The 26,082-nt window shown below is 67.6% G+C and carries 22 protein-coding genes; 4 read left to right on the forward strand and 18 right to left on the reverse strand.

The window, feature by feature from the left end; translation table 11 throughout:
- Positions 1 to 135: 135 nt before the first annotated feature.
- Positions 136 to 1,032, forward strand: a complete 897-nt coding sequence (locus AC5ZH6_RS01115) for a LysR family transcriptional regulator (protein WP_006369030.1) — start codon at positions 136 to 138, stop codon at positions 1,030 to 1,032.
- 16 nt (positions 1,033 to 1,048) lie between these two features.
- On the opposite strand, the gene AC5ZH6_RS01120 is transcribed toward AC5ZH6_RS01115, so the two are convergent.
- The gene (locus AC5ZH6_RS01120; RefSeq protein WP_496168240.1) at positions 1,049 to 2,035 is read right to left on the reverse strand and encodes an ADP-ribosylglycohydrolase family protein; all 987 of its coding nucleotides are present in this window, start codon (positions 2,033 to 2,035) and stop codon (positions 1,049 to 1,051) included.
- A 340-nt stretch (positions 2,036 to 2,375) separates the two neighbouring features.
- On the reverse strand, positions 2,376 to 3,644 hold the full coding sequence (locus AC5ZH6_RS01125; RefSeq protein ID WP_496168242.1) for a vWA domain-containing protein: 1,269 nt from the start codon (positions 3,642 to 3,644) through the stop codon (positions 2,376 to 2,378).
- Between the two features lie 96 nt (positions 3,645 to 3,740).
- On the opposite strand from AC5ZH6_RS01125, the gene AC5ZH6_RS01130 reads away from it, so the two are divergent.
- Positions 3,741 to 4,454 (forward strand): NUDIX hydrolase, encoded by a 714-nt coding sequence (locus tag AC5ZH6_RS01130; protein ID WP_496168243.1) that lies wholly within the window; start codon positions 3,741 to 3,743, stop codon positions 4,452 to 4,454.
- Positions 4,455 to 4,470: 16 nt separating this feature from the next.
- Here AC5ZH6_RS01130 and AC5ZH6_RS01135 read toward each other — a convergent pair whose 3' ends face one another.
- From AC5ZH6_RS01135 to AC5ZH6_RS01195, 13 genes are all read right to left on the reverse strand, one after another.
- Positions 4,471 to 5,187 (reverse strand): PE-PPE domain-containing protein, encoded by a 717-nt coding sequence (locus tag AC5ZH6_RS01135; RefSeq protein ID WP_496168245.1) that lies wholly within the window; start codon positions 5,185 to 5,187, stop codon positions 4,471 to 4,473.
- 155 nt (positions 5,188 to 5,342) lie between these two features.
- Positions 5,343 to 6,914 (reverse strand): class I adenylate-forming enzyme family protein, encoded by a 1,572-nt coding sequence (locus tag AC5ZH6_RS01140; RefSeq protein WP_496168247.1) that lies wholly within the window; start codon positions 6,912 to 6,914, stop codon positions 5,343 to 5,345.
- Positions 6,915 to 7,326: 412 nt separating this feature from the next.
- Entirely contained in the window at positions 7,327 to 8,736 is a 1,410-nt protein-coding gene (locus AC5ZH6_RS01145; RefSeq protein WP_026920421.1) for a cytochrome P450, read from the reverse strand.
- A gap of 135 nt (positions 8,737 to 8,871) precedes the next feature.
- Entirely contained in the window at positions 8,872 to 10,386 is a 1,515-nt protein-coding gene (locus tag AC5ZH6_RS01150; RefSeq protein ID WP_020172776.1) for a flavin-containing monooxygenase, read from the reverse strand.
- Positions 10,387 to 10,485: 99 nt separating this feature from the next.
- A complete protein-coding gene (locus AC5ZH6_RS01155) occupies positions 10,486 to 10,890 on the reverse strand; it encodes a hypothetical protein (RefSeq protein ID WP_014358343.1) in 405 nt (134 codons plus the stop codon).
- 104 nt (positions 10,891 to 10,994) lie between these two features.
- Positions 10,995 to 11,996, reverse strand: coding sequence for a LacI family DNA-binding transcriptional regulator (locus tag AC5ZH6_RS01160; RefSeq protein WP_094602138.1), 1,002 nt, complete (start codon positions 11,994 to 11,996; stop codon positions 10,995 to 10,997).
- Between the two features lie 29 nt (positions 11,997 to 12,025).
- Positions 12,026 to 13,495 carry a rhamnulokinase gene (locus tag AC5ZH6_RS01165; protein WP_094601573.1) on the reverse strand — a complete coding sequence of 490 codons (1,470 nt, stop codon included), beginning with the start codon at positions 13,493 to 13,495 and terminating at the stop codon, positions 12,026 to 12,028.
- Positions 13,492 to 15,531, reverse strand: a complete 2,040-nt coding sequence (locus tag AC5ZH6_RS01170) for a bifunctional aldolase/short-chain dehydrogenase (RefSeq protein WP_094601574.1) — start codon at positions 15,529 to 15,531, stop codon at positions 13,492 to 13,494. The genes AC5ZH6_RS01165 and AC5ZH6_RS01170 overlap by 4 nt, the downstream gene beginning before the upstream one ends.
- Positions 15,532 to 15,601: 70 nt before the next feature.
- A complete protein-coding gene (rhaI, locus tag AC5ZH6_RS01175) occupies positions 15,602 to 16,762 on the reverse strand; it encodes an L-rhamnose isomerase (RefSeq protein WP_006369042.1) in 1,161 nt (386 codons plus the stop codon).
- A gap of 19 nt (positions 16,763 to 16,781) precedes the next feature.
- Positions 16,782 to 18,161, reverse strand: coding sequence for an MFS transporter (locus AC5ZH6_RS01180; protein ID WP_094601575.1), 1,380 nt, complete (start codon positions 18,159 to 18,161; stop codon positions 16,782 to 16,784).
- A 62-nt stretch (positions 18,162 to 18,223) separates the two neighbouring features.
- Positions 18,224 to 18,571, reverse strand: a complete 348-nt coding sequence (locus AC5ZH6_RS01185; RefSeq protein WP_014358349.1) for an L-rhamnose mutarotase — start codon at positions 18,569 to 18,571, stop codon at positions 18,224 to 18,226.
- Positions 18,572 to 18,691: 120 nt separating this feature from the next.
- Positions 18,692 to 18,961 carry a WhiB family transcriptional regulator gene (locus tag AC5ZH6_RS01190; protein ID WP_006369045.1) on the reverse strand — a complete coding sequence of 90 codons (270 nt, stop codon included), beginning with the start codon at positions 18,959 to 18,961 and terminating at the stop codon, positions 18,692 to 18,694.
- Between the two features lie 30 nt (positions 18,962 to 18,991).
- A complete protein-coding gene (locus tag AC5ZH6_RS01195) occupies positions 18,992 to 19,489 on the reverse strand; it encodes an HNH endonuclease (RefSeq protein ID WP_006369046.1) in 498 nt (165 codons plus the stop codon).
- Positions 19,490 to 19,880: 391 nt separating this feature from the next.
- Between AC5ZH6_RS01195 and AC5ZH6_RS01200 the strand changes: the two genes are divergently transcribed.
- Positions 19,881 to 21,458, forward strand: coding sequence for a serine/threonine-protein kinase (locus AC5ZH6_RS01200; protein WP_094601576.1), 1,578 nt, complete (start codon positions 19,881 to 19,883; stop codon positions 21,456 to 21,458).
- A 21-nt stretch (positions 21,459 to 21,479) separates the two neighbouring features.
- Here AC5ZH6_RS01200 and AC5ZH6_RS01205 read toward each other — a convergent pair whose 3' ends face one another.
- Both AC5ZH6_RS01205 and AC5ZH6_RS01210 read right to left on the reverse strand, forming a co-directional pair.
- Entirely contained in the window at positions 21,480 to 22,247 is a 768-nt protein-coding gene (locus tag AC5ZH6_RS01205) for a M15 family metallopeptidase (RefSeq protein ID WP_094601577.1), read from the reverse strand.
- A 125-nt stretch (positions 22,248 to 22,372) separates the two neighbouring features.
- Entirely contained in the window at positions 22,373 to 23,593 is a 1,221-nt protein-coding gene (locus AC5ZH6_RS01210; protein WP_094601578.1) for a PucR family transcriptional regulator, read from the reverse strand.
- Positions 23,594 to 23,741: 148 nt separating this feature from the next.
- On the opposite strand from AC5ZH6_RS01210, the gene AC5ZH6_RS01215 reads away from it, so the two are divergent.
- Entirely contained in the window at positions 23,742 to 25,256 is a 1,515-nt protein-coding gene (locus AC5ZH6_RS01215; protein WP_014358353.1) for a flavin-containing monooxygenase, read from the forward strand.
- 20 nt (positions 25,257 to 25,276) lie between these two features.
- Here AC5ZH6_RS01215 and AC5ZH6_RS01220 read toward each other — a convergent pair whose 3' ends face one another.
- Positions 25,277 to 26,023, reverse strand: a complete 747-nt coding sequence (locus AC5ZH6_RS01220; protein ID WP_006369051.1) for a GntR family transcriptional regulator — start codon at positions 26,021 to 26,023, stop codon at positions 25,277 to 25,279.
- Positions 26,024 to 26,082 lie beyond the last annotated feature (59 nt).

Here is a 26,082-nt window from a genome sequence, read left to right on the forward strand (position 1 = left end):
CTCGGTGAGATGGGGAGGGGGTGACTTGGGCTGGATGCGGTCGGAGCTGTGTTCGCGGTCACCTCTGAGTGCACCAGGCAATCAAACACGCGTAAAGCGGTGAATTTCGTGCTGAAAACACGAGAGGATCGATGAATGCCGGACTTCACCCTGCGTCAACTGGAGTGTTTCGTCGCTGTCGCCGACCACGCCACCATCGCGCACGCCGCGGGTGCGTTGCATTCGTCGCCGTCGGCAGTGAATACCGCGGTCACCGAGTTGGAGAAACACCTCGGTGAGGCGTTGCTGATTCGTCGGCGTGCACATGGGGTCACCTTGACCACCGCGGGCCGGGCACTCCTGCCGCAGGCCCGGGCGCTGCTGGCGGCCGCTCGTGATCTGGCGCCGGTCTCCGACGGTCAGGTCCGCGGGCACTTCATGCTGGGCATCTACTCGACGTTGTCGGCGTCGTTGCTGCCGGCGATCCTCGACGGCTTCGGGCGGGCGCACCCGCGAGTCGAGGTGGACTTCACCGAGGGGTCGGGCGATGAGTTGCTCACCGCGCTCGACGACGGACGCGTCGACGCGGCGATTCTCTACGACAGGGACATCACCGGGCTACCGCACACCCGTGCGCTCTATCAGGTTCGCGCCCACGTCCTGCTGCCGGCGGATCATCGCCTCGCCGGTGCCGAGCGGGTGTCGTTGCGCGAGTTGGCCGACGACCCGTTCATCCAGTTCGACGTGGCGCCCGCCTGGCAGAACACGTCGGCGTTGATGGCCGCCGCCGGGGTGAGCCCGCGCGTCGAATACGTCACCGGCAACTACGAACTCGCCCGATCCCTCGTCGGCCGTGGGCTCGGCTACAGCGTGCTGGTGAACCGGCCCGCCTCCGACACCAGCCACGAAGGACGGAAACTGGTGGTCCGAGAACTGGATCCCGCACCCGAGCCGGTCGCCGTGGTGATCGCCTGGCCCCGTGGTCGCGCGGTCTCACGACCCCTGCAGGCTTTTCTGGACTGGGCACCTGGACGGGTGGAGGGTCCGGGATAGGCTGTGCGGCTGAGGTTTACCTCGTGACGGTTTCGGTCGACAGACGCAAGAGATCGTCGGCGTCGGTGGGGCGGGAGTCGACGAACGGCCATCCGTGCACGGCACGTCGGTAGTGCTCGGGAATGGCGCTCGCACCCCACCGGGCGCCGAGGAGTCCGCCGGCGATGGCGGCGACGGTATCGGTGTCGTCGCCGATCCGGATTGCCGCGTACAACGCTTCGGTGAGGTGTGTCGTCGGATCGTCGGCGGTGGTCTGCATGATGGCGGCGCTGGCGGCTTGAAGTGCGGACACGGTGAAACCGTTGGGCGAGAACCGGTCCGGGGACGCGGTGGTGGTCTCGTCGATCCACGACGACCACTGGTCACGACGTGTCGCGGGGACCAGGTCGATGCCGGCGCCGACGTCGATGCGCTCCTCGGTGATGGCGACGCGGATCGCCTCGCACCACAGGACGCACGAGTCCCCGGCGAGGGCGTCGGAGTGGGTGAGACCGGCGACCGCGCGAGCAGCCCGGGCGAGGGTGTCGCGGTCGTCGGGGTGCGCGAGAACCACCGGCGCCGTGCGCATCAGCGCGCCGTTGCCCGCCGAGCGGGGGTGATCGGCGGCGAAGACCAGAGACTCCTCTCGCATGATCGCGCCGACGTTCGCGTCGGGGTCGGCGCGGAGTCGGCGGTCGGTGGCGGCGAGTACCGCTCGGGTCTGATTGCCGATATCCGGCGGGCTGCCGTTGAAATCCCGGTACCAGCGCAGGAATTCGCGTGCGACGGCGTCGAGCCCGGTCTCGGAGGTGAGGTCGTGGCCATCGGCGACGGCCAGCGCGATCGCGACGGCCATGGTGGTGTCGTCGCTCCACTCGCCGGGTTCGTATCCGCCCAGACCGCCGCCGGTCATCTCCGGTGTCTCGTCGGGGGAGAGGCGTCGGGAGAACTCGTAGGGGACGCCGAGGGCATCGCCGACGGCGGTCCCGAGCAGGGCGCCGTAAGTGCGGTCGGGGTGGGGCATGGGTGGCTCCTCCGGTTCGGGGTGAGTGGGGTGGTAGGGGGTGGTTGGGGAGGGAAACAGCTGCGGTGCAAGGGATCTCGAGGCTCAGGCGCTAGCGCGCCTTCGCACCTCGACCACCGGAAAGAAGGTTCCGGCGCTAGCGCGACTTCGCACCTCGACCACCGGAAAGAAGGTTCCGGCGCTAGCGCGACTTCGCGCCTCGACCATCGGAAAGAAGGCTCCGGCGCTAGCGTGCCTTCGCACCTCGACCACCGGGTTGGTAGATCGGGTGAGCGAAGGCCTCGACCATCGGAGGGGAGGAAGGTGTCGCGGCTATCGGGAGGAGGGTGACGTCGGCGGTTTACCGACCGCGCTTGCGGTTGCCCTCGTGGAAGGAGTCGCGGGAGCGTTTGGAGGCGTAGCCGGCACCGAGAACCGTTGCGTCGTTTTCCAACTGATCGACGAAGTCGATCTCGGCGGCCATGGCGGCGACCGCGGCCGGTGGGGCGGCCATCATCGCGCTCTCGTAACTCGAGCGGGAGCGCGCGAGGTGGGCCGAGCCGGCGGCGAGATCGCCCGCCTCGTAGGCGCGAGAGGCCTCGAGCTTGGCCTGCTGGCCCTCCTGGTACAGCTTCTCCGACTGGACGACCGGATCGGGAACGCGGTCACCGAGTTCGTCGCCGGGCACCACGTTCACCGAGATCGGTAGTGCCACCGTGTGTTCGGTCAGGGTGGCGGTATCCACATAGCGCAGCTCCAAGGTCGCGAGCTGGGTGAGGCCAAGCGCGGCGAGACCGTCGACCTTCATGCGTAGCAACAGCTTCCGCTGTTCGTCGGCGTAGAGGTCGCCGAGTTCGATCATCACCTCGCCGTTGCCGATCTGATGGGCCGGAAGATCGTTGTACAGCGCGAGCTCGCCGACCTGCTCGACGTAGCGCACCGTCAGCGTGACCGCCTGCGCGGACTTCGCGAGCAGTCCCTCGACTTCGGCGCTGATTACCGCGCCGGCAGCATCCGGGTTGTCGGCGAAACCGTGGTTGCCGTTGCCTGCTCGGGTGATCACCTCCAGCAGTGACTCGTCGTAGCCGCGGCCGTAACCGAGGGTGGAGGTGGTGATGTCGTCGGCCGCGGCCTTGGCGGCGATGCCGGTGAATTCGTCGTGGTCGCGGATGCCGGTGTTGATGTGGCCGTCACTGATCACCAGCACCGTGCCGCCGCGGACGCCTGCACTCGCGGTGGCGCGGCGCAACTCCTGCAGACCCCGCAGATACCCCGACGACAGGTCGGTGCATCCGCCCGGGGTCACCGCACCGATGGCATCGATCGCGCGCTGCTTGTCGGTCAGCGGTGCTGCCGGGACCACCACCATCGCGGCGTCGTCGAACGCGACGACGCCGAAGACATCCTTCGGATCGAGTTGGGCGACAACGCCGGCCAGCGCCTGCTGGGTGCCGGCCAGCGGCGGGCCGCTCATCGAGCCGCTGCGATCGAGGACGATCTGCAACGCGGTCGGTGGCCGCGCGGAGTCTGCCGGAGCAGCGGCGGGGGCCTGAAGATCGAGCATGACGGTCACCTCGTCGGCGGCCTCGAGGGCCACGACGTCGATGTCGAGGGCGGCGGAGAACTGCATGGTGTCTTCCTCTCTCCGCCCCGGCATCGGACCGAGGCGACTTTGCGCGATTATGAGATTACTACTTTGCGCAGACATTCGCATAGTCTGTCGTTCGTGGCCGCCGGGAAAAGCAGTCGTCTGACCGACTATCCGCGACCCAGCGTCGCCGTCGACATCGCCGTACTCAGCGTCGTCGACGCGCATCTGTGCGTGGTGATCCAGCGCGATGACGCCGGTACCGCGATGCTGCCCGGGCGATTCATCCGCGAGCGGCGCAGCGTCGCCGACACCGTGCGGGAGGTGCTCGAACTCAAGTTGGGGCTCTCGCCCGACCGCGTCCACCCGCATCTGCTGCGGGTGTTCGACGATCCTGATCGCGATCCCCGCGGGTGGACGATCTCGATGGCACATGTCGTCGCGCTGCCTGCCGCGCAGCTGACGAGCGTGGTCGGTGAGCTGGTCCCGGTCACTCCCACCGGTGCGTTGGAGTCAGCCGAGCCACTGCTCTACGACCATGACCAGATCATTGCAGCCGCCACTGACAGTCTTCGCGAACGCTATGAGGACCGTCCGGATCCCGACAACCTGCTGCCCACGCCCTACACCCTCACCGAACTGCGGGAACTGCACGAGGCGATCCTCGGCCGACGGCTGATGCGGGACTCGTTCAACCGGCGGGTGCAGCCGCTACTCGCGCCGCAGGTCGACGGTGCGGGCGAGCCGGTGACGAGGGTGGCCGGGGGTCGGCCGGCCCGCCTGTACGCGCGAAACGCCCCGCCGACGGCGACATTCGGATGGAAGCTCCCGAGCAAGGACGCGGACTCGTGAGTCCGTCACCGCGCCGTCAGGGCGTCACCACATAGGTGGTGTGGCCGACGACGGCGCGGGTCATGTTGGCGGGATCGGTGACGGACTGTTGGGTGTAGTTGGAGTGGACGATCCACCGGCCGATGGTGTTCAGGTAATTCGAGGCGCTGAAGCTGGCGCCGTCGGGCCAGTTGTCGGTGTTGGCCCAGCCGTCCCAGCGGCGGCTGAGGTCGGTGACGGAGTACTGGGTGGTGTCCGGTGTGGGCAGCAACTGCACGCCGTCGAGCGTTTTCCCGGGCGCCCCACCGAGACGTCGTTGCGGATTCCCGATCAGCACGAAGGAAAGCTCATCGGCGGCGGGGGCGCCCGGTTTGTTCGCGTAGTACCGGAGCCATTCCGAGGCGATCTGCGCGCCGCGCGAGTAGCCGAAAACGATCTTCTTGCCGGGAGTATTCATGATTGCGGTGTTCAATGCGTCGCGCCCGGCATTCAATCCGGCCATCGTCAAATCGGCATTCGAGGGCACGGTCACCGGCGTGCCGTGCGACGGCGCGAACCCGCTCAACGTGGTGTTCATCAGGTCGAACAGGTTGCCGAGATTGAGATCCAATGGCTGACAGGTCAATACGGTCGTGGCCTGGGCGTCGGCCGGGGACTTGGCAGGGGCCGCATGAGCGGGAGCCGTGGTGATCAGTCCGGCGAGGGCGGCGACGGTGGAGGCGAACAGGACAATTCGGGCACGCAGATGTTGCACTGAAGATCCATTCGTAACCCCCGTGTAATTGTGGACCCACAGGACACTACGCGGTGAAAGGCATTCCTGTCACCGCAGGAAATGTCGCGATCTGGTGTCAAGAAATGCGCAAAAGATTACATCGTCCCGACATTGTTGACGACGAGCGGTGAATGTCACCCGGCTGACGACAAATGACTCTTCTTGATGTCGGCTTTCTTGATCTTGCCCGACGGCGTGAGCGGCAGGGAATCGACGACGACGATCTCCCCGGGCTGCTTGTAGCGCGCGAGTTGCTCGGCGCACAGCGCCCGCAGTTCGGTCACGTCGACGGCGTCGTCGAGCACCACGAAGGCCACGCCCACCTCGCCGTAGGTCTCGTCGGGCACCCCGATGACCGCGGCCAGCACCACATGCGGATGCGACGTCAGCACGTTCTCGACCTCCGCGGGATACACGTTGTAGCCGCCGCGCACATACATCTCCTTGCGGCGCCCCCGCAGCACGATGTGCCCGTCGGGGCGCGCGGTCGCCATGTCGCCGGTGCGCAGCCAGCCGTCGGTGCCGAAGGCGTCGGTCGTGGCATCCGGACGCTGCCAGTACCCTGCCGCCACACAATCACCGGCGATCTGGAGTTCCCCGTCGACCCCGGCGTCGACCTCGTTGTCGTCGGCGTCGACGACACGCGCCCGGAAGTCGCCGATGGGAACGCCGAGGGTCTCGACGAGTGTGTCGAGATCGTCGCCCTCGGCGGAGATGATGCAGCCACCCGAGGTTTCCGACAGACCGTACAGATTGGCCAGGCGCGCGCCGGGAAAGGCGTCGATGACGCGTCGCCCCAAGGCGGGATCGACATTCGACCCGCCGATCACACAGGTCCGGACCCGCGAGAGGTCGGCGTCGGCGAACGTCGGCTCGGCCATCATCAACGCGAACATCGTCGGCACACCCACGCACATGGTGGCGCCGTGCGCGACGATCGCGGCCAGCGACTGCTGCGGATGGAAGCCGGGCACCAGGATGAGTCGTGCGCCGACCGTCATTGCCGCGAGGACGGTGCACGTCAGCCCGCCGACGTGATTGAACGGCATGTGCGCGATCACCGCGTCGTCGGGACGTTGTCCGAGGTGAGCGGCCTGCGCACGCGCCGATGCGAGCAGGCTCGCGTGGGTGAGCATGGCGCCCTTGGGTGCTCCGGTGGTACCCGAGGTGTAGAGCAGCACCGCGGGCGTGAGGATTCCGACCGGCTCCCATTCGGTGTCGACGTCGGGTGCGGAATCGATGAGGTGCTGCCAGGTGCGGCTGGTCGAGAACCCGGCACCGTGCAGGAAGACGTAGTGATTCACCCCGGGCAGGCGTTTGCGGAAATCGTCGAGAAAGGAGACGAAATCGAAGCCGTGGTGTTCGGCCGCGCAGATGAGCACCGTCGCCCCGGACTCGTTGAGCATGTAGTCGAGTTCGGCCTCGCGGTAGAGGACGTTGAGCGCCACCACGGTCGCGCCGACCCGGGTGGCGCCGATCAGCGTGATGATCCACTCCGCGCAATTCGGTGCCGCGAGCGCCACCTGATCGCCCGGGCCGACGCCGATGGTGTGCAGTGCGCGGGCCAACTGGTCGGCGGTGTCGCGGACCTGCGCGTATGACCACGTGCCCTCGGGCGTGACGAGGAACGGGGCGTCGGGCGTGCGGGCGACGGCGTCGTCCATGAGCGTCGGGATCGTCGGTGCGGTACTGATCGGGTCGGTCATGGAGACTCCGTGGTCGGCGACGGCGCGTCGGTGAACGCGCCTACGCCGATGATGCCGGACGTCGGGGCGGAGTCGCCGGGTTCGGTTATCGCCGTGGTCTCGACACCCTGTCGTGCCGGTGGCCGATCGGTGCGTTCTGGTCTGAAACCAGCACCGTGGCAGGCGGTCTCGAGGCTCGCCGCACGCGGCTCGCACCTCGACCAGCGGGGGGCGGCGTGCGGCTCGCGGTGGGAACGGCACGCGGCTCGCACCTCGACCAGCGGGGGCGGCGCGCGGCTCGCGGTGGGAACGGCACGCGGCTCGCACCTCGACCAGCGGGGGGCGGCGCGCGGCTCGCGGTGGGAACGGCACGCGGCTCGCACCTCGACCAGCGGTGGGATCGGGTCGAGGTGCGGATCGGCGCGCGCCGGGGCTACCGCCTGCGGATGTCGATGGGCAGGCCGTCGGCGGGGGTGGGGCCGGTGCCGTATTCGAGATCGAGGCGGTAGTCGGCGGGAACGGTCCACTCGAAGCGCAGCAGCATCTGGTGCAGGATCGACTTCACTTCCATCCCACCGAAATACAGGCCGATGCACTTGTGTGCGCCGCCGCCGAAGGGGGCCCAGGCGAAGCGGTGCACCTTGTCCTCGCGGCGCTCCAGGGAGAAGCGCCCGGGGTCCCACTTGGTCGGCTCGGGCCACCATTCCTCGCGCAGCATCGTCGCCCACGGGTGGATCGCGATGATGGTGCCCTCCGGCACGTAGTGGCCGAGGATGTCGGTGTCGGCGATGGCTTTTCGGAACAACATGCCGACCGGGGCGTTGATGCGCAGGGTCTCCTTGAACGCGAGGTCCATGCTGGGCAGGGCGTCCTGGTCGTCGTAGTCGAGGGTGTCCTTGCCCAGAGCCAGCGATTCGTCCCGAAGGCGTTGCTGCCATTCCGGATTGCGGCCCAGGTAGTGCGTCATCATCGACAGGGCGATGGTCGAGGTGTCGTGGGCGGCCATCATCACGAAGATCATGTGGTTCACGACGTCCTCGTCGGAGAACGTGTTGCCCTCGTCGTCCTCGCTGTGGCACAGCACCGAGAACAGGTCGTCGCCGTTTCCTGCGCGGCGGGCCGGGATCTCGGAGCGGAAATACTCCTGCAGCAACTCGCGCCCGCGCAGACCGCGCGCCCAGGTGAAGTTACCGACGTCGGCCCGGATGATCGCCTGGCCGCCGCGGACCGCGGCCTCGAAGGCCTGCTCGAGGCGGTGATTCTCCTCGGCGGCCAGTGTTGAGCCGACGAACACCTCCGACGCCAGCGACAGCAACAGTTCCTTGGTCTGGGTGTACATCGGGAACCCGCGTCCCACATCCCAATTCGCGAGGGTCTTCTCGATGTGGGGGGTCATGAGATCGAGGTAGCGGGTCAGTCGTGGTTTGGCGAACGCCTGCTGCATGATCCGGCGGTGGTGCATGTGCTCGCCGAAGTCCAGCAGCATGACCCCGCGCCGGAAGAACGGCCCGATGAGCGGCTCCCAGCCCTGCTCGCTGGAGAACGCCTTCTCGCGGTTCATCCACGCACACTCGATCGCCTCGGGGCCGACGAGGGTGACCATGTCCATGTTGAGCGACCCCGACCACGACACCGGCCCGTACTTCTCGAACCGCTCCATCGCGCTGCCGAGGGGATCGGCGAGTGCCTCGAAGGTGTTGCCGAAGAACGGCAGACCCGCGTCGCCCAACACCGGCTTCAGGCCGGAGCCGGCCGGCGGCTCGGCCAGCACCTTGGTGGGTCGTGGGTACACGGACGTGGCCGTTGCCAGCGCCTTCTGGAATCGCTTCGCCACCGTTGGCATCGTCTGACCTCCCACGTCGTCGGCGCGAGTACGCCGGGTCTACTAGACACAAATCGTAGCCTTTGTGTCAATGAGGTTCAGTGTACAAGTCGGATGTGGCCCTCGTCACCCCCATCGGGAATGGGTGCCGTGGCGTCACCCGTGGTCGGCGGCCACCGGCGCGCGACCGAACACCAGCCCGTCGTCGACCTTGTCGAGCCGGTGATCGAGCAGGTCACGGTAATAGTTGTGTCGAACCTCCCACGCTCCACGCGTCCCCGACTTGGGGTAGGCCTCCGGCGAGCGCAGCACGTAACCCGCCTGTAGATCCCAGATCGACTTCGACGGCATCGACCGCTCGCCCAGATGCGGATAGGCGTGGGTGTAGCCGTGCTCGCGCATGTAGGCGACGAGCTCGGCGATCGACTGGGCGGTCATGTCGGCGCGCAGCGTCCACGACGCATTCGTATAACCCAGCGACCACGCGAGATTCGGCACGTCCTCGAGGAAGCGACTCTTGAACAGGAACCGGTCGTGCGGCTTCACCTCGGCGCCGTCGATGCGCAGGGTGATCCCGCCGAAGGCCTGTAATTGCAGGCCGGTGGCGGTGACGACGATGTCGGCGTCGAGATGACGCCCGGAGGTCAGGGTGACGCCGGTGGCGTCGAGGCGCTCGATGTGGTCGGTGACCATCTCCACCGACCCCGACGCGATCGCCTGGAACAGGTCGGCGTCGGGAACCATGCACATCCGCTGATCCCACGGATCGTAGGTGGGGTTGAAGTGGACGTCGACGGGATAGTCCGCGGGCAGGTTCTTGACGACGCCGGAGCGGATGAGTTTGCGCCCCAGCGTGGGAAAGCGATGGGTGGCGTGCACCAGCGCGGCGGTCTGCAGCGCGTATCGGGACCGGATGACACGATGGGCCGCGTTGCGCGGCAATACTTTCCGCACCAGCGGCGCGAAGATCTGCTTCTGCGGCGAGGAGTAGATGTAGGACGGCGAGCGTTGCAGCATCGTCACGTGTGCGGCGGTACGGGCCAGCGCCGGGATGAGGCTGACCGCGGTCGCCCCGCTGCCGATGACGACGATGCGCTTGCCGGCGTAGTCGAGATCCTCCGGCCAGAGCTGCGGGTGGACGACCGGTCCGGTGAAGTCGTCGAGGCCGGGAAACGGCGGTGTGTAGGGGTGGTCGTAGTCGTAGTACCCGGTGGCCAGCGTGACGAAGCGACAGCGGTAGCGCTCGGCCGGGTGGGACTCGCCCTGCTCGACGGAGACCGTCCAGGTGTCGGTGCTCGAATCCCAGTCGGCGCCCTCGACCCGGCGATCGAACCGCATGTGGGTATCGATGCCGTGAGCGTGCGCGGTGTGGACCAGGTACTCGCGGATGTGCTCGCCGTCGGCGAGTGCTTCCGGTCGCCGCCACGGCTCGAACGGATAGCTCAGCGAGAAGATGTCGCTGTCGGAGCGCACACCCGGATACCGGAACAGATCCCAGGTGCCGCCGATCCGTGGGCGGCGCTCCAGGATGACGTAGCGCACGTCGGGATTGCGTTCGCGTAGGCGATAGGCGATGTCGATCCCCGACAATCCCGCTCCGATGATGACGACGTCGGTGTCGACGGTGATCGGCTCGTCGCCGCTGGTGGTGGGCTCGTCGGTAGTTGTCACCGGTGACCTCCTCGTGATGCTCGTGCTCCCATCGTGTGACGAGCACGGGCGCGAGCGCAGCGAATCGGCCGAAGTCGACGAGAAGTCGGGCCCGCGGGTTCAGCCGCGTGAGAGGTGGAAGGTCAGCAGGGTGGTGCGGCCGTTGATCGAGCGGCCCCAGTATCCGCCGCGGCCGTCGGGGGTCAGCTCGTCGCGGACGAATCCGACCGGCGTGCCGCTGTAGTCGATGACGACGACCTCGGCGTTGTCGAGCACCGAGCGTCCCGGATACACCCGGCCGGGGAACGCCCAGCCGATCGCGGTGTTGTTGATGACCGACGATCCGGTGAAGGACTTGCCGTACCAGACGGTGTTGCCCGGTGGGAAGCTGGTCACCGTCCCCGCATAGTAGCCGCCGGGCATGGCGGGTGCGGCGTGCGCGGCGCCCGCTCCGATCAGGCCGGTCACAGCTGCGGCGGTGACTGCGGCGATGGTGGCCGCGGTGCGAATTCGTGTGCGGGACATGAGAACTCCTCACCCGGGGGTGGGGCCGGGTCGTGGATTGCCCGACCTGTCTCCATGATCCCACGTCGGTGTCGGCGCGAAACCGATCGTGTCGGGGTCGAGGCCTATTCGTTGCCGACGGTGCTCGCGCGGGTGACGAGTTCCGGCTGGAACACGGTGTGTGTGGCCCGGTGATCCCGCGAGGTCTCGGCGGCTCTCACCAACAGTTCGATGGCGGTCGCACCGATCCGTGCGGTCGGCTGCCGTACCGAGGACAACGGAACCACCGCCGACGCCGCGAAGTCGATGTCGTCGTAACCGATCAGGGCGATGTCGTCGGGGATGCGAACGTCGGCCAGCATGGTCAGCGCCTGTAGCACACCGATCGCGAGGAGGTCGTTGGCGCAGAAGATGGCGTCGGGCCTTTCGTGACGAGGCCTGCGGTGCAGCGCTTCTCCCGCGGCACGACCGGCCAGGACGCTGAGCGTCGGCGTGTCGATCACTTCCAGCTCTGCCGAATCGATCTGGGCCACCGCCATTTCCGCACCGCGGCGGCGGTCGGCGACCTGACGCAGGCCGGCCGGTCCGCCGACGAACGCGATCCGACGGCGCCCGAGCGCGAGAAGGTGTTCCACCGCGAGGCGGCCACCGGCGACGTCATCGACGGCGACCGAATCGAACGGGGTGCCGGTGCCGTCCCGGTCGACGAGCACCACCGGTACGCCGCGCCGGTGCAGCGCGGTCAGTCGCGCGAGGTCGTCGCCGATCGGCGAGACGAGTACCCCGAACACGCGCTGCTCATCGAAGGCATCGATGTAGGCGCGTTCGCGGGCGGGGTCGTCGTCGGAGGTGCCCAACAAGACGGTGAGTCCGTGCTCGCCCGCCGCTCGTTCGGCCGAGCGGGCGACGTCGGTGAAGAACGGGTTGCCGACGTCGAGGACGACCAGACCGACGCTGCGCGAGCGGCCGGCACGAAGCTGGCGGGCGGCGTCGTTACGGACGAATCCGAGGTCGTCGATGGCTCGGCGGACCCGCTCCACCGTCGCGGGAGCCACCTTTTCCGGTGCGTTGAGCACGTTCGACACGGTGCCGACCGACACGCCCGCCGACGCCGCCACCTCCCGCATGCTCACGCTCACCCATCCATCTCACCAGATCACGCCCCGGCCAGATCGAAGGACGGTGCTGTGCCCACCCGCGGCAGGAACCGTTGGACGGAGACGTTGCGGGCGACGAACTCGCGCAGGGCGTGTAGCTCGCCGTCGAGGAGACCATGGGCGCGTGCGGTCAGCAGCACGTTGCCGAGTGCGGTGGCCTCCACCGGACCGGCGAGGACGGGCAGACCACTGCGGTCGGCGGTCAGCTGGCACAACAACCGGTTCTGGGCACCACCGCCGACGAGGTGGATGCGGTCCACACCGGTGCCCGACAACTCGGCGGCCACCCGGACGGTCTCGGCGAATGCGGCGGCGAGACTGTCGACGATGGCGCGCACCAGCTCCGCCGGTCCGCGCGGCGCACGCAGTCCGCGGTCGCGGTACCACCGGCCGATGCGTTCGGGCATGTTCCCGGGCGCGAGGAACATCGGGTCGTCGGTGTCGAAGACCTCGACCGGCTCCGACACCGACGCCGCCCCGGCGAGCAACTCGTCGAGATCGGCGCGCATGCCGTCGCGTCGAAACCGGCGCACCGTCTCGCTGAGCAGCCACAGACCCATCACATTGCGCAGGAACCGCGTGGTGTTCTCGACGCCGACCTCGTTGGTGAAGTTGGCCTCGCGCGCCGCCTCGGAGAGCACCGGCGCGGTGGTCTCCACACCCACCAAACCCCAGGTGCCACAAGAGATGTATGCCGAGGAATCTGGGTCCATCGGGATGGCTGCGATCGCCGAGGCGGTGTCGTGGGAGGCAACGGTGGTCACCGACACCGATGACGGGAGGCCCAACCGTGTGGCGATCTCCGGCAGCACCCCGCCCAGAGGTCTTCCGGGCTCGGCCAGATCGGGAAAGAGGTTGTCCGGCAGCGAGAGTTGCCGGGTCAACGAGCGATCCCAGGAGCCGTCGACACCGAGTAGTCCGGTGGTCGAGGCGTTGGTGCGTTCGGTGGCCCGCTCGCCGGTGAGCCAGTATCCGATGAGGTCGGGGATCAGCAACGCCGAATCGGCGATGTCGAGCAGTCCGGCCGCGTGATCGGCGGCGAGCTGATAAACGGTGGTGAACGGCAGGAACTGTAAGCCGTTACGCCGGTACAGATCTGCGGGCTCGATGATCTCGTGGACCGCCTCGACACCGCTCGCGCTGCGTGGGTCGCGATAGTGGTGGGGCACACCGAGCAGACGACCGTTGCGCATGAGGCCGTAGTCGACGGCCCAGGAGTCGACACCGATCCCGACGAGCCGGTCGCTGTGCCTGCCCGCCTCTGCCAGTCCGGCGCAGGCGGCGCCGAACAGTCCGGGAAGATCCCAGTGCAGTGCCGTGCGGGAGCCGTCGAACAGGTGGACCGGGGTGTTGGCGAACCGTGCCGCCTGCTCGAGTTCGATTCGGCCGGGTGCGATGTCGGCGACCATGACGCGACCACTGGTGGCGCCGAGGTCGATGGCCGCGACCTGGCCGGAGGCGGCTCTCATCGCAGGAATGCCGCGGCCACACCGGCATCGACGGGGACGTGCAGGCCGGTGGTGTGACTGAAATCGGAGGTGCACAGCGCGAATGCGGCGTTGGCGATGTTCTCCGGCAACACCTCTCGCTTGAGCAGGGTGCGCTGGGCGTAGAACGCGCCGAGATCCTTCTCCTCGACACCGTAGACCGCAGCACGTTGCGCACCCCAGCCACCGGCGAAGATCCCCGATCCGCGGACCACACCGTCGGGGTTGATGCCGTTGACCTTGACGCCGTGCTCACCGAGCTCGGCGGCCAGCAACCGCACCTGGTGCGCCTGATCGGCTTTCGTCGCCGAGTAGGCGATGTTGTTGGGTCCGGCGAACACCGAGTTCTTCGACGAGATGTAGAGGATGTCGCCGCCGAGTTTCTGCTCGATCAGCGCCCGCGCCGCTGCCTTGGACACCAGGAACGATCCGCGTGCCATCACGTTGTGCTGCAGATCCCAGTCGGCGGCGGTGGTCTCGAGCAACGATTTCGACAGCGACAGCCCGGCATTGTTGACGACGAGGTCGATGCCCCCGAACGCCAGGACGGTGGCATCGACGGCCGCCTGCACGGCGGCCTCGTCGGTGACGTCGGCGGCGATGCCGATGGCGACATCGGAGGTGCCGATCTCCGCGGCCGCGGCCTGGGCCTTGTCGGCGTCGAGGTCGGCGATCACCACGCACGCGCCCTCGGCGGCGAGCCGGGTGGCGATGGCCTTGCCGATTCCCGAGGCCGCCCCGGTGACCAGTGCGATCCGGGTGGCCAACGGTTTGGGTGCGGGCATGCGGGCCAGCTTGGCCTCTTCCAGAGCCCAGTATTCGATCCGGAATTTCTCGGCCTCGTTGATCGGGGAGTAGCTCGAGACGGCCTCGGCGCCGCGCATGACGTTGATGGCGTTGAGGTAGAACTCGCCGGCGACGCGTGCGGTCTGTTTGTCCTTGCCGTAGCTGAACATTCCGACGCCGGGTACGAGAACGATGGCCGGGTCGGCGCCGCGCATCGCCGGGGACTCGGCGGTCGCGTGCCGCTCGTAGTAGGCGGCGTAGTCGGAGCGGTAGGCGTGGTGCAGTTCGGCGAGACGCTCCTTGCAGTCCTCGATCGAGGCGTCGGCCGGCAGGTCGAGCACCATCGGCTTGACCTTGGTGCGCAGGAAGTGGTCCGGGCAGCTGGTACCCAGGCCGGCGAGGCGGGAAAGTTCACTGCCGGTGAGGAATTCGAGGACCGGTGCGGTGTCGGTGAAGTGGCCGACCTGCGAGCGATCGGTGGAGGCCAGGCCCCGGATGAACGGTGCCAGTGCGGCCGCTTTCGCGCGACGCTGCTCCTCGGGCAGTGCGCCGAAGCCGTCCACCGGCGCGCCGAACGGTTGATCCTTGCCGTTGCTGTCGATGAATTCCTCGGCGGCCGCGATGATCTCGAGGGAGCGCGCTTGGGCTTCCTCGGAGGTGTCACCCCAGGCGGTGATGCCGTGACCGCCGAGGATGCAGCCGATGGCCTGGGGATTGGCGGCCTTGATGGCCGCGATGTCGAGTCCGAGCTGGAACCCCGGACGCCGCCACGGCACCCACACTACCCGGTCACCGAAGATCTTCTGGGTCAACGCCTCCCCGTCGGCGGCGGTGGCGATCGCGATCCCGGAATCGGGGTGCAGGTGATCGACGTGGGCGGCGTCGACGAGTCCGTGCATCGCGGTGTCGATGGACGGCGCGGCCCCACCCTTGCCGTGCAGGCAGTAGTCGAACGCGGCGACCATCTCGTCCTCGCGCTCGACGCCCGGATAGACATCGACCAGTGCCCGCATGCGATCGAGCCGCAACACGGCCAGCCCGCTTTCGGTCAGGGTGCCGAGATCGCCGCCGGAACCCTTGACCCACAACAGATCGACGTCCTCCCCGGTGACGGGGTCGACGTCGGTGCCCTTGGCCGAGGTGTTGCCGCCGGCGTAGTTGGTGTTCTTCGGGTCGGCGCCGAGGCGATGGGAACGAGCGATCAGCGCGGCGACGGTCGGGTTGGTGGTCACGAAAAGACTCCTTGGCGAGATGTTTTGGGAGAAAGGGGTTCAGGGGCGACGGCGCTGGGGCGATCCGTGCTCACGCGCCCCACGACGACGGGGTGCCGCCGACGCGATCGGCCGCGATCTGCTCGGCGTATCCGGACTGCGCGAATGCGCGCATCGGGTCGGCCGGCAGGCCCCTTTCCGTGCGGCGTTGCGCGAGCATCGGGCGTACGTCGGTGTAGAACGCATCCATGAAGACGGCGTTGGCGCCCAACACATCACCCGCGTCCTGTGCAGCCGTCAACGCCTCGGTGTCGATGGACAGGGCACGCGCGGTCATCTCCTCGACGTTGAGGACCGAGCGGATCTGGCCGGGGATCTTCTCCTCGACGTTGTGGCACTGATCGAGCATGAGCGCGACGGTGGAGTCGGCGTCGAGGCCGCCGCCCCGGATCACCTCGACCATGATGCGGAACAACTGGAAGGGGTCGGCGGCGCCGACGATGAGGTCGTCGTCGGCGTAAAAGCGTGAGTTGAAGTCGAACGAACCGAGACGTCCGAGTCGCAGCAGTTGCGCGACGATGAACTCGATGTTGGTGCCGGGGGCGTGATGTCCGGTGTCGAGGCAGACGGCGGCACGCTCGCCGAGCGCGGTCACCTGCGCATACGAGGTACCCCAGTCGGGGACGTCGGTCATGTACATCGCGGGCTCGAAGAACTTGTACTCCAACACAAGTCGCTGACCCTCACCGATGTGTTGATAGATCGCGGCCAGGGACTCGGCGAGCCGGTCCTGGCGTCCGCGGATGTCACCCTGGCCCGGGTAGTTGGTGCCGTCGGCGAGCCAGATCTTGAGATCGGACGAGCCGGTCTCACCCATGATCTCGATGCAGGCCAGGTGGTGGTCGATCGCCTTCTGGCGCACCGTCTTGTCGACGTGGGTCAGCGAACCGAACTTGTAGTCGTCGTCCTGGAAGGTGTTGGAGTTGACGGTGCCCAGGGTGACGCCGAGATCGGTGGCGTAGCTGCGCAGGGCGGCATAGTCGTCGACGGTGTCCCACGGGATGTGCAGGGCCACAGAGGGAGCCAGGCCGGTCAGCCGATGGACGGTGGCGGCGTCGGCGATCTTCTCCTCGATGGTGCGAGGGGTGCCCGGCGTGCTGAACACCTTGAAGCGGGTGCCGGAGTTGCCGAACGCCCACGAGGGCAATTCGATGGCGAGATTGTCGAGGAGGGTCAGGTCGGGGGAGGTCATCACGGGGTCCTTCGAGAGCTCAGGCGACGGTGCGCGACTCGGCGGCCGCCGGCAGCCCGGTGGCGGTGGCGGCGGCGGCGGAATCGGTGGTGGTCAGGGGAGCGGCGTCGGCGCGCTCGACCGGTGCGCCGTAACGTTCGACCTCGATCTGCTGCAACGTCTTACCCCGTGTGTGCGGCGCGAACACCGCGCCGATGATCAGAGCGACGGTCAGCAGACCCACCAGCAGGCTGCCGACGACGGGGAGTCCGGTGGCGGCGAGCAGGGTCGGGAAGAAGTAGCTCAGCAAGCCGGTGAAGGTGCGGACGACGAAGAACATGATGCCCTGCGCGCTGGCGCGATACGGGGTGGCGAACAGTTCGCTGGCCCAGAGGCTGTAGAACGCCTGGGCACCGATGCCGCTGGAGATTCCCCACAGGATCGCGAACGTCAGCATGGTGGGGATGCCGCTGGAGGTGAAGGCCACCAGCACGATCCAGGCGATGATGCCCAGGACGGCACCGATGACGTACAGCAACCGTTGCGACATCTTGTCGGCGAAGCGCATGAACCCGAAGTACGTCGCCGCGACGGTGCAGCCCCACACGAGGACCTGCAGCAGATTCTGTTGGACGGCGCTGTGCAGTCCGGCGGTGTCGTACACCCGCGGCATGAAGATGCCCGCCTGGCCTGCGACGGTGTTCCAGAACAGATAGATGCCGCCGAGGAACAGCAGGGCGGTGATGTTGACCTTGCGGGAGAACAGGCCGCGTAGTCCGCGCGCGCCGACGCTCGAGGCGAGTTGCCGGGTTTCGCCCCGGCCCTCTTCCTTCCAGATGGTCGACTCGTGCAGGCCCTGCCGGATCCACCAGACCACGGCGGCGACGACGAACAGATGCAGGAAGATCAGCCGGGACCCGAGCAGACCCAATGGTGCGAGGGCGGCGGCCAGTGCGAAGCCGATCAGCGGGCCGATCGACCAGGCCAACTGCGCGGTTCCCACGTGCTTGGCGCGTTCGGTCGTCGGCGCCTGCTCGGCGATGTAGGTCCAGGAGGCGGGGACGCCTGCGCCGACGGCGATGCCGGTGATGATGAATGCGGCCAAGAGCATCCCGAAGTTCACCGCGCATGCAGCGATCAGCACGCCGACCATGTAGACCAGCAGATCGTAGGTGTAGATGGCCTTGCGGCCGAAGCGATCACACAGCGGACCACCCAGAGCGGCGCCGATCGCCGCGCCGAAGGCGTTGGCGCTCAACGCGGCCAGCAGACCGACGGCGAAGTTGCTGATGCCGAAGGCGTCCTGCCAGAAGGTGAGGCTGGTTGCGATCGCGATGATCGATCCGGCCTCGATGTAGTTGGACATGGCCACCGAGATGGTGGCACGCCAGCCGGTCGTGGAGCGGGCTCCTACTTTCATGATGATCCTCGGGGTGTCGGTGTTCAGTAGAGAACGGCGGGTGAGTGGGGGTCAAGGGGTGATCAGTCGAGGTGGAAGTACTCGTCGAGCCGGAGCGCGGTGGTCGGTGCGGCGTCGGGAGTCGGGGTATCGGTGTCGGGCGGCAGGAAGAACTCCGACATGTGGGCCTGCCAGCGGGTGTTGACGTCGGTGGCGGCGAGATCGGTCACGGCGCGGGCGTAGTCGTCGGTCTCCAGGTATCCGACGACGACGTGCTCGGCGGGGTGCAGGAACAGCGAGTAGTTGCGCCATCCGGTGCGCTCGAGCGCGTCGAGCATCTCCGGCCAGACGTGCTCGTGGGCGGCGAGGTAATCATCAATGCGGTCGGGCCGCAGGCGCATGACCAGGCACACTCGTTCGGTCGTGGGCATCGGACCTCCGTTTCCGACGAATGAAACGTTTCAATTCGTGATGGGAGGCACAATAGCGCGTGTTTTGTGATCCGGTCAAGAGCCCGGGTGCGCCTCACTGGGTGAGACGGACCCGGGCTCTCACGGCCGCGGCCGGCCGTTCTCCAACCGGACGCCACCCCAGACGCCGCTCATCCGGTTGCGTCGGCCCCACTGTTCGCAGCCGGCCCGGATCGGGCAGGCCGCGCACACCGACGCGGCATGGGAGTAGTCGTCGGTGGGAAAGGGGAACCAGTCCTCGGGATTCTCGTCGACGGCCGCACAGGCGGCTGCCGCCCAGTCGACGTCGAGGGTGGGCCGTAACAGCATCGACAGTGGCAGGGAGAGGGGACGCAACTCCGGGGCGGTCATCGGCGGTCTCCTCTCCCCGCCTACCGGCGGTTACTCGAGTTGTCTTCCGAGAGTGAACAACTCCCAGACTTCCTTCTGGTCCTGCGCCCACGGGTCATAGACGAACGGTGCATGGCGCAGGGCGATTCCGGCTTCTCGCGGTGTGCGATCGGCCTTGAAGCCGTTGCACGACTTGCATGCCGCGACCTGATTCCCGAACGTCGATGCGCCACCGCGTGATTGGGGCATGATGTGGTCGACGGTGTCGGCCGGGCCCTCGCAGTACGCGCAGATCCACTGATCGCGACGCAGGATCGAGGCGCCAGAGGCGTAGGAGTCCATCGTCTTTCCGGCGTACGGACGGTAGGCATCACGCTTGATCGCGACCACCTGATGAATGGGCAGGCTGATGCTCGGCGAATGCACGGTGCGCACCAGGGGGGTGCCCTCGACGTTGCGCGCGACGCCGGTGGTCAACAGAACCGCGGCCCGGCGCCAGGTGACGCGCGCGAGTATCTGCAAACCGGCGTTGGTGACGAAAATGGTCATGGCTACTCCTGAAAGACGATGACGAACTCTGCTGGGAGCGTCACCGTTTCCGGATCAGCCGCAGAGGTTTCCGGGGCCGGTGGCGCAGGGATGGAATCGATACATCGGGGCCGTCGTGCGACCGTCGTCCGACAGTCCACGCCGACAACCGAATTCGTTGTCGTCTCGCCATGCGATCTGCGAGATCATCTGCGCCACCTCCCTTCGTCGTCTCGTGTGTGACAGCGCGCCCAGGGTACCGCCGCTTCGCGGAGGCGTCCAGGATTTAACGGGGGTTGCGAGATGAACATCTGATTGCCTCGGGTGTCCGTCACGCGGCCGAATTGTCCGGAGTCTGCTGGAATGGGCCGGGTGTGGTTGTCATGGTGAACGGGCACCCAGCAATGAGGAGATGGTCGTGGACGATGCCGGCGCGCCACTGCGTGAGAACGATGTGGTCGGCGGGTACACGATCATCGGCCACCTGGGCTCCGGCGGGATGGGCACCGTCTATCTCGTCGCGCATCCGCGACTGCCCCGCCGGCAAGCCCTCAAGGTGTTGTCGTCGAGCCTGGGAGCCAATCCGGAATTCCGCGAACGCTTTCGCCGTGAGGTCGATCTTGCGGCCCGCCTCGATCACCCGAACATCGTTGCCGTGCAGGACGCCGGTATCGACGGCGACACCATGTGGATGGCGATGCAGTACGTCGAGGGCACCGATGCGGCAGCGATCCTGCGCGAGGCGACCGAACCGCTGCCCGCCGCCCCGATCGTCGACCTCATCACCCAGGTGGCCGCAGGTCTCGACCACGCCCACGCGCAGGGCACGCTGCATCGCGACGTCAAACCGGCCAACATCCTCGTCACCCCGGCCTGGGGCCGTCCCGTCGCGGCGCGGCGAGCACTGATCGCCGACTTCGGGATCGCCCGGTTGATGTCGGAATCCACCGGGCTCACCGCAACCGGCAATGTGATCGCCACGCTCGCCTATGCCGCTCCGGAGATGTTCACCGACACCGCGCTCACCCCCGCCGTAGACGAGTACGCCCTGGGCTGCACACTCTACGAACTACTCACCGGCCGGGCGGTGTTCGACCGGACCGACGCGGCCGGACTGATCAGCGCACACACCCACGCGCCCGTGCCGCGATGCACGGCGCTGCGCCCCGACCTTCCCGAGGCGATCGACGACGTCATCGCGCAAGCGCTGGCCAAGCGCCCTGACGAGCGTCACGGCTCCGCAGGCGCCTTCGCGGCGGCAGCGGCACGCGCGGTGGCCACCAACCCGCGCCCGACGACGATCGTCGGTGTTCAGCAGCCGGCCCCGGCCACGATCCTCGGTCCGCACCAGACACCCGGACGCGGTGACGGTCTGCGTCCACCACCGCCGCCGCGCGGACCGCGACCGATGGGCGTGCCGACTGCGCCGCCACCGATGGGTGTGCCGTCTGCGGCGATGCCGATCCAGCCTGTTCCGGCACCGCCCGCGCGCAAACGTCATGGCGTGCTGCCGTGGCTCCTCGCCGGACTCGCACTGATGCTCGTGGGCGCCATCGTCGCGGTCGTGCTGGTCGCGACGCGGGGCACCGATACCTCGACAGGGTCGTCACCGGCCGCGGCGTCGGCGCCCACCGTTGCACCGACCACCGGACAAACGACCCTGCCCGTGGCAGCCTCGCTCGCCGGGAACTGGCGTGGCAGTGTGACCGGGGATCAGACCGGATTCGACGTCGTCGCGCAGATATCCGATACCGCACCGCTCACCGCGATCGTCCACTACCCGCAACTCGGGTGCGCGGGTACGTGGGCGGAGAACTCGCGGCGGGGATCGACGGTCACCCTGACCGAGCAGATCACCCAAGGCACCTGCGTCACCTCGCAGATCGAGGTGACGCCGTCCGCCGATGGCACGGTGGCCTACCGGTCGAGCTACTACTCCCAATCCCAGGGGCGGACCCTGGTCATCACCTCGGTGTTGCGCCGGAGCTGAATGGTGTTCTGGGCCGGAGCCTCACGTCACCGGGACGTCGATGATCGGCCGCGCGACGTCGGCACCGGCACCGTCGAAGTGCCACCACTCACCGGAGTAGACCGACAGCCCGCCCGCCGACATGGCCGCGCGCAGACGCGCGCGGTTGCGTTGCGCGGCAACCGGAACCCCTTCCGTCGCGAAGGCCGTGGCCTGCGGGGTGAACGAGTCGAAGTCGGTACCCATGTCGACCAGACACTGGTCGGCGATACGTCGATCGACCGGACACCCGGGTTGGGGCGTCGCCAGTGTGACATCCACCGACCGCCCCGACTCGTGGCTGCGTGAGTACGGCCCGGGTGCGGCGACCCACGCCGGGTCGGGCACCTTCTCGAACATGGTCTGCTGCACCGAGTGCGGCCGGTAGCAGTCCCAGAACACCAGGGTGTCACCGGATGTGCGCAGCGCCGCCGCCGCGGTGCGCAGTCCGTCGGCCAGGGACTCGTGGACGAGACACCGTGCGCCCGTCGGGTAGAGCTGTATTCCGACGAAGTTGTGCACCGTCGCGTAACGCAGATCGACGATCGCCGACGGCACCACCGATCGCACATCGACGAGTCCCACCTGTCGAGCAGCTGCCGACACCGGCGGAATCGGCGCTGACGAGGACACCGGGCGGATTGCCGTTGATGATGTGGCGGAGGTCGACGACGGTGAAGTCGGCTGCGGGGTGGAGGGTCCGGTGCATGCGGTGAGCAGGGTGACGCTCACCGCGAGCGCGGCGGTGGACGCCCACCGGAGACGGGTCATGGGTCTGTTTGTAGCACGGGTCCGGTTCGGGCTGGGTGGTTGTGGTGATCGGTGGGACGGGAGTGGCTGTGGGGCAGGGGGTCTCGAGACCGCCGCACGCCGACGCCGAAACGCATCCGACGCCTTCACTCCCGCCAGCGCAGGACCTCGAGGGCCGCGGCCACGTCGACGACGGTGTCGGCGAGCGGTCGGGGGAGCAGGGCGTCGGCGCGGTCGAGACGGCGAATCACGGTGTTGCGGTGGGTATAAAGCACTTCGGCGGTGCGAGAGGTGTTGCACTGCAGCCTGATCCAGGTGCGCAGCGTCTCGATGAGATCGGGGTCGGCATCGGCGAGATCGCCGAGGGTGTCGGTGACGAAGTCGTCGCCCGCCGCGGTGTCGGAGGTCAACAGCGACACCAAACGGATGTCGTCATAGTGAACGATCTGGCGCGTCGCACCCAGCCGGGCATGACGCCGTTGGGTGGTCATCGCCTGGAAGTGGCTCGATCGGAATCCGTCGACGTCGGTGCCGGGTCGGCCGGCGGAGACGCGGACGTCGGGCAGGGACGACAGGTCGGGTGCGCCGAGCCCGTCGACCGGGAGCCACAGCCACCAGGAGGTGGCGCTGGCGGTGACCGTCAGTCGCGTGGTCGCCTCCGCGGAGCGGGCGAGGATGTCGGCTGCAGCCTCGAGATCCGGTGCGGCGTCGGGCGTCGCGCTCCACAGCACGACCGAGATGTGCGGGCCGGCGAGGCGATAGCCGAGTTGCGCCTCGGCGCGCGCCGACGGGATCGGTGCGCCCTCGAGAACGAGGGTGACGGCCTCGCGCCGACGGGCATGTGTGCCGCGCGCGAGTTCTTCGCGTTCGGCGCGCATCTGCTCGCTCATAGCGGTGACCGTGTCGTCGATGAACGTCGAGATCGACAGCGAGGTCACGTCGAGGAGTTCACGGAGTTCGGCGGGGTCGGTGGTGAGACCGAAGCAGATGTCCATCCATAGGCGCCACGCGACGCTCTGTGCGGTGCGGAACGCGTCGAGCGAGGCTTCGTCGAGCCCGCGTCGCACCAGGTCGTGGGTGGCGAGCATGATCTCGGGAGTCAGTTGCGCGGGTACCCGCTCGCCGGGCGATTCGATGTTGTGTAGTGCCCAGCGTGAGGTGTTGGCCCAGTTCGTGCGGCGCGTGCCCGCCGCCAGCACCGGGTCCTCGGCGACCGCACGCATCCGGGCCCCGGACAGCGACGCCTCGTGGAGTTGTTCGACCCACGGCTCCGGCGGATCGAGGATGAGTTGCGCGCCGGCGCGGATCAGCTCCTTCGTACGTGCCGACACCTGCGGCCACTCAACGTCCATGTGCACATTGTGCACCGTGGCTTGAGCTCATCATGGGCATAATGTCACTGGCGTGATCGGCCGGACGAAGGCATCCTGGATCGTGACAATGCTGAGTGTCATATTGGAGTGAGCGTCACAGCCACGCCCCGACACCGGCGAGGCCCAGCCCCGAGGAGAGATCGTGCCCCAGACCACCACCCCCGTCGAGACCGTCGACGTGCTCATCGTCGGTGCCGGGATCTCCGGCATCGGTGCCGCCCACTATCTGACGACGATGGTGCCGCAGAAGTCCTTCGTGATCCTCGAGGGCCGCGACGTGGCAGGCGGCACGTGGAATCTGTTCAAGTACCCGGGCATTCGCTCGGACTCGGATCTGCACACCTTCGGATTCGAGTTCAAGCCGTGGACCGACAAGCAGTCCATCGCCGACGCCCCGCGCATCCTCGACTACCTCTACGAGGCGATCGACGAGGACAACATCGGCGACAAGATCCGCTACCAGCACAAGGTGCACGCGGCGCAGTGGTCGTCGCAGGAATGCCTGTGGACGGTCGACATCGAGCGCACCGACACCGGCGAGCGGTTCCAGATGAAGGCCAACTGGCTGTTCTCCGGCGCCGGCTACTACAACTACGACGAGGGCTTCACCCCGCAGTTCGAGGGGCGCGAGCGCTTCCGCGGGCAGATCATCCATCCGCAGCACTGGCCTGCCGACCTCGACTACTCGGGCAAGAAGGTGGTGGTGATCGGCTCCGGCGCCACGGCGGTGACACTGCTGCCCGCGATGGCCAAGACCGCAGGCCACATCACCATGCTGCAGCGCACCCCGACCTACATCGTCCCGCTGCCCAAGCACGATCCGGTCGCCAACATCGGCCGCGCCATCCTCGGAGACAAGCGCGGCTACGCGCTCGCACGCGCGAAGAACATTGCGCAGCAACGTGTTCTCTACGAAGCCTGCCAGCGTTTCCCCAAGGCGTCGCGCAAGGTGATCCGTGCGATCAACAAGAAGCTGCTGCCCGAGGGCTTTGACGTCGACAAGCACTTCAACCCGCCCTACAACCCGTGGGATCAGCGGTTGTGCGCGGTGCCCGACGGCGACCTGTTCCGCACCATTCGGCAGGGCAAGGCATCGGTGGTCACCGACCGCATCGCAACCTTCACAGAGAACGGGATCCTGCTCGAAAGCGGTGAGGAACTCGAGGCCGACGTCATCGTCACCGCCACCGGATTGAATCTGCAGCTGTTCGGCGGCGTCGCGCTGAGCATCGACGGTGAGCCCGTCTCGATGCCCGACACCGTCGCCTACCGCGGCTTCATGCTCAGTGGCGTACCGAATTTCGCGCTCGCCATCGGCTACACCAACTCGTCGTGGACCCTCAAGGTGGGCCTGCTGTGCGAGCACTTCTGCCGACTGCTCGCCTACATGGATGCCCGCGGGTATCCGGCGGTGCGCCCGATCGCCGACCCCGGCATGCAGACCCGCCCGTTGCTCGATTTCGGGGCCGGCTACGTGCAGCGGTCGCTCGAGAATCTGCCGAAACAGGGTGTGGCAGAACCGTGGACGATGTCGATGAGCTACTACCGGGACCGTAAGTCCTTCGACTCCGATGTCGCCGACCCGAACCTGGAATTCACGCGGACACTGCCGGCGCAGTCCGGCGCCGATGCGCAATTGGAGTCGGCGAGCGCCTGATCGGCGTTCATCACCCCCCATCACCCTCCGAGGCGACCGCGTGCGACGAACCGCACGCGGTCGCCTCGGTAGTAGGAGCGGGTCCACTCGACGCAGGTCCCGTCCGCGTCGCGTGAAGTGCGCTCGATCTGGAGCAGCGGGGTCCCGGTGGCGACCCGCAGGTACGCCGCCTGATCGGGGACGGCGAGTGCGGTCTGCACGCTGTCCTCGACGTCGCAGATGACGATCCCGCGGGCCCGTAGCGTCGCATACAGCGAGCCGCTCGCGGCGACGGCGTCCGCGAAATCGTCGAATTCGCCTGGGATGTGCGCGGTTTCGAGCGCCAGTGGCTCGTCGTTGACGATGCGCAGACGGGTGAGCCGATGGACGGGGGTGCCCGTCGGGACCTCCAGACGCACGGCGAGGTCGGTGTCGGCCGGCGCGTGGCCGGCGTCGAGGATCTCCGAATCCACGGTGCGACCCTGCGCGCCGAGGTCGTCGCTGAATGACGTCAGCTGCCGCACGTGCACCAACTTCGGTGGCGTGACGAAGTTTCCGCTGCCCTGAGTACTGCTGAGCACGCCCTCGGCGGTGAGTTCGGCCAACGCCCGGCGCAGGGTTGTACGCGAGGTACCGAGTTCGGTGGCGAGCTTGCGCTCGGGAGGTAACGACATTCCCGGTTCCAGGTCGCCGATGCGCTGTTGGAGCGCAACCTTGACCTGGAAGTACCGCGGTCCGCGGTTGCGTGTTGTCGCAGGAGGCGTCGGCATGAATGCGAGCGTACCCATTGACGAACCAGATTGGTATATGCCAATCTGAGACCGCCAACACATTGGTATACACCAAT

The organism is Gordonia sp. YC-XJ4 (assembly GCF_059511865.1).

Coding starts and splice junctions, on each gene's coding strand:
- AC5ZH6_RS01115 (WP_006369030.1), top strand. CDS start 136: ATGCCGGACTTCACCCTGCGTCAACTGGAGTGTTTCGTCGCTGTCGCC.
- AC5ZH6_RS01120 (WP_496168240.1), bottom strand. CDS start 2,035: ATGCCCCACCCCGACCGCACTTACGGCGCCCTGCTCGGGACCGCCGTC.
- AC5ZH6_RS01125 (WP_496168242.1), bottom strand. CDS start 3,644: ATGCAGTTCTCCGCCGCCCTCGACATCGACGTCGTGGCCCTCGAGGCC.
- AC5ZH6_RS01140 (WP_496168247.1), bottom strand. CDS start 6,914: ATGACCGACCCGATCAGTACCGCACCGACGATCCCGACGCTCATGGAC.
- AC5ZH6_RS01145 (WP_026920421.1), bottom strand. CDS start 8,736: ATGCCAACGGTGGCGAAGCGATTCCAGAAGGCGCTGGCAACGGCCACG.
- AC5ZH6_RS01155 (WP_014358343.1), bottom strand. CDS start 10,890: ATGTCCCGCACACGAATTCGCACCGCGGCCACCATCGCCGCAGTCACC.
- AC5ZH6_RS01160 (WP_094602138.1), bottom strand. CDS start 11,996: ATGCGGGAGGTGGCGGCGTCGGCGGGCGTGTCGGTCGGCACCGTGTCG.
- AC5ZH6_RS01165 (WP_094601573.1), bottom strand. CDS start 13,495: ATGAGAGCCGCCTCCGGCCAGGTCGCGGCCATCGACCTCGGCGCCACC.
- rhaI (WP_006369042.1), bottom strand. CDS start 16,762: ATGACCTCCCCCGACCTGACCCTCCTCGACAATCTCGCCATCGAATTG.
- AC5ZH6_RS01180 (WP_094601575.1), bottom strand. CDS start 18,161: ATGAAAGTAGGAGCCCGCTCCACGACCGGCTGGCGTGCCACCATCTCG.
- AC5ZH6_RS01185 (WP_014358349.1), bottom strand. CDS start 18,571: ATGCCCACGACCGAACGAGTGTGCCTGGTCATGCGCCTGCGGCCCGAC.
- AC5ZH6_RS01190 (WP_006369045.1), bottom strand. CDS start 18,961: ATGACCGCCCCGGAGTTGCGTCCCCTCTCCCTGCCACTGTCGATGCTG.
- AC5ZH6_RS01195 (WP_006369046.1), bottom strand. CDS start 19,489: ATGACCATTTTCGTCACCAACGCCGGTTTGCAGATACTCGCGCGCGTC.
- AC5ZH6_RS01200 (WP_094601576.1), top strand. CDS start 19,881: ATGGTCGTGGACGATGCCGGCGCGCCACTGCGTGAGAACGATGTGGTC.
- AC5ZH6_RS01205 (WP_094601577.1), bottom strand. CDS start 22,247: ATGACCCGTCTCCGGTGGGCGTCCACCGCCGCGCTCGCGGTGAGCGTC.
- AC5ZH6_RS01220 (WP_006369051.1), bottom strand. CDS start 26,023: ATGGGTACGCTCGCATTCATGCCGACGCCTCCTGCGACAACACGCAAC.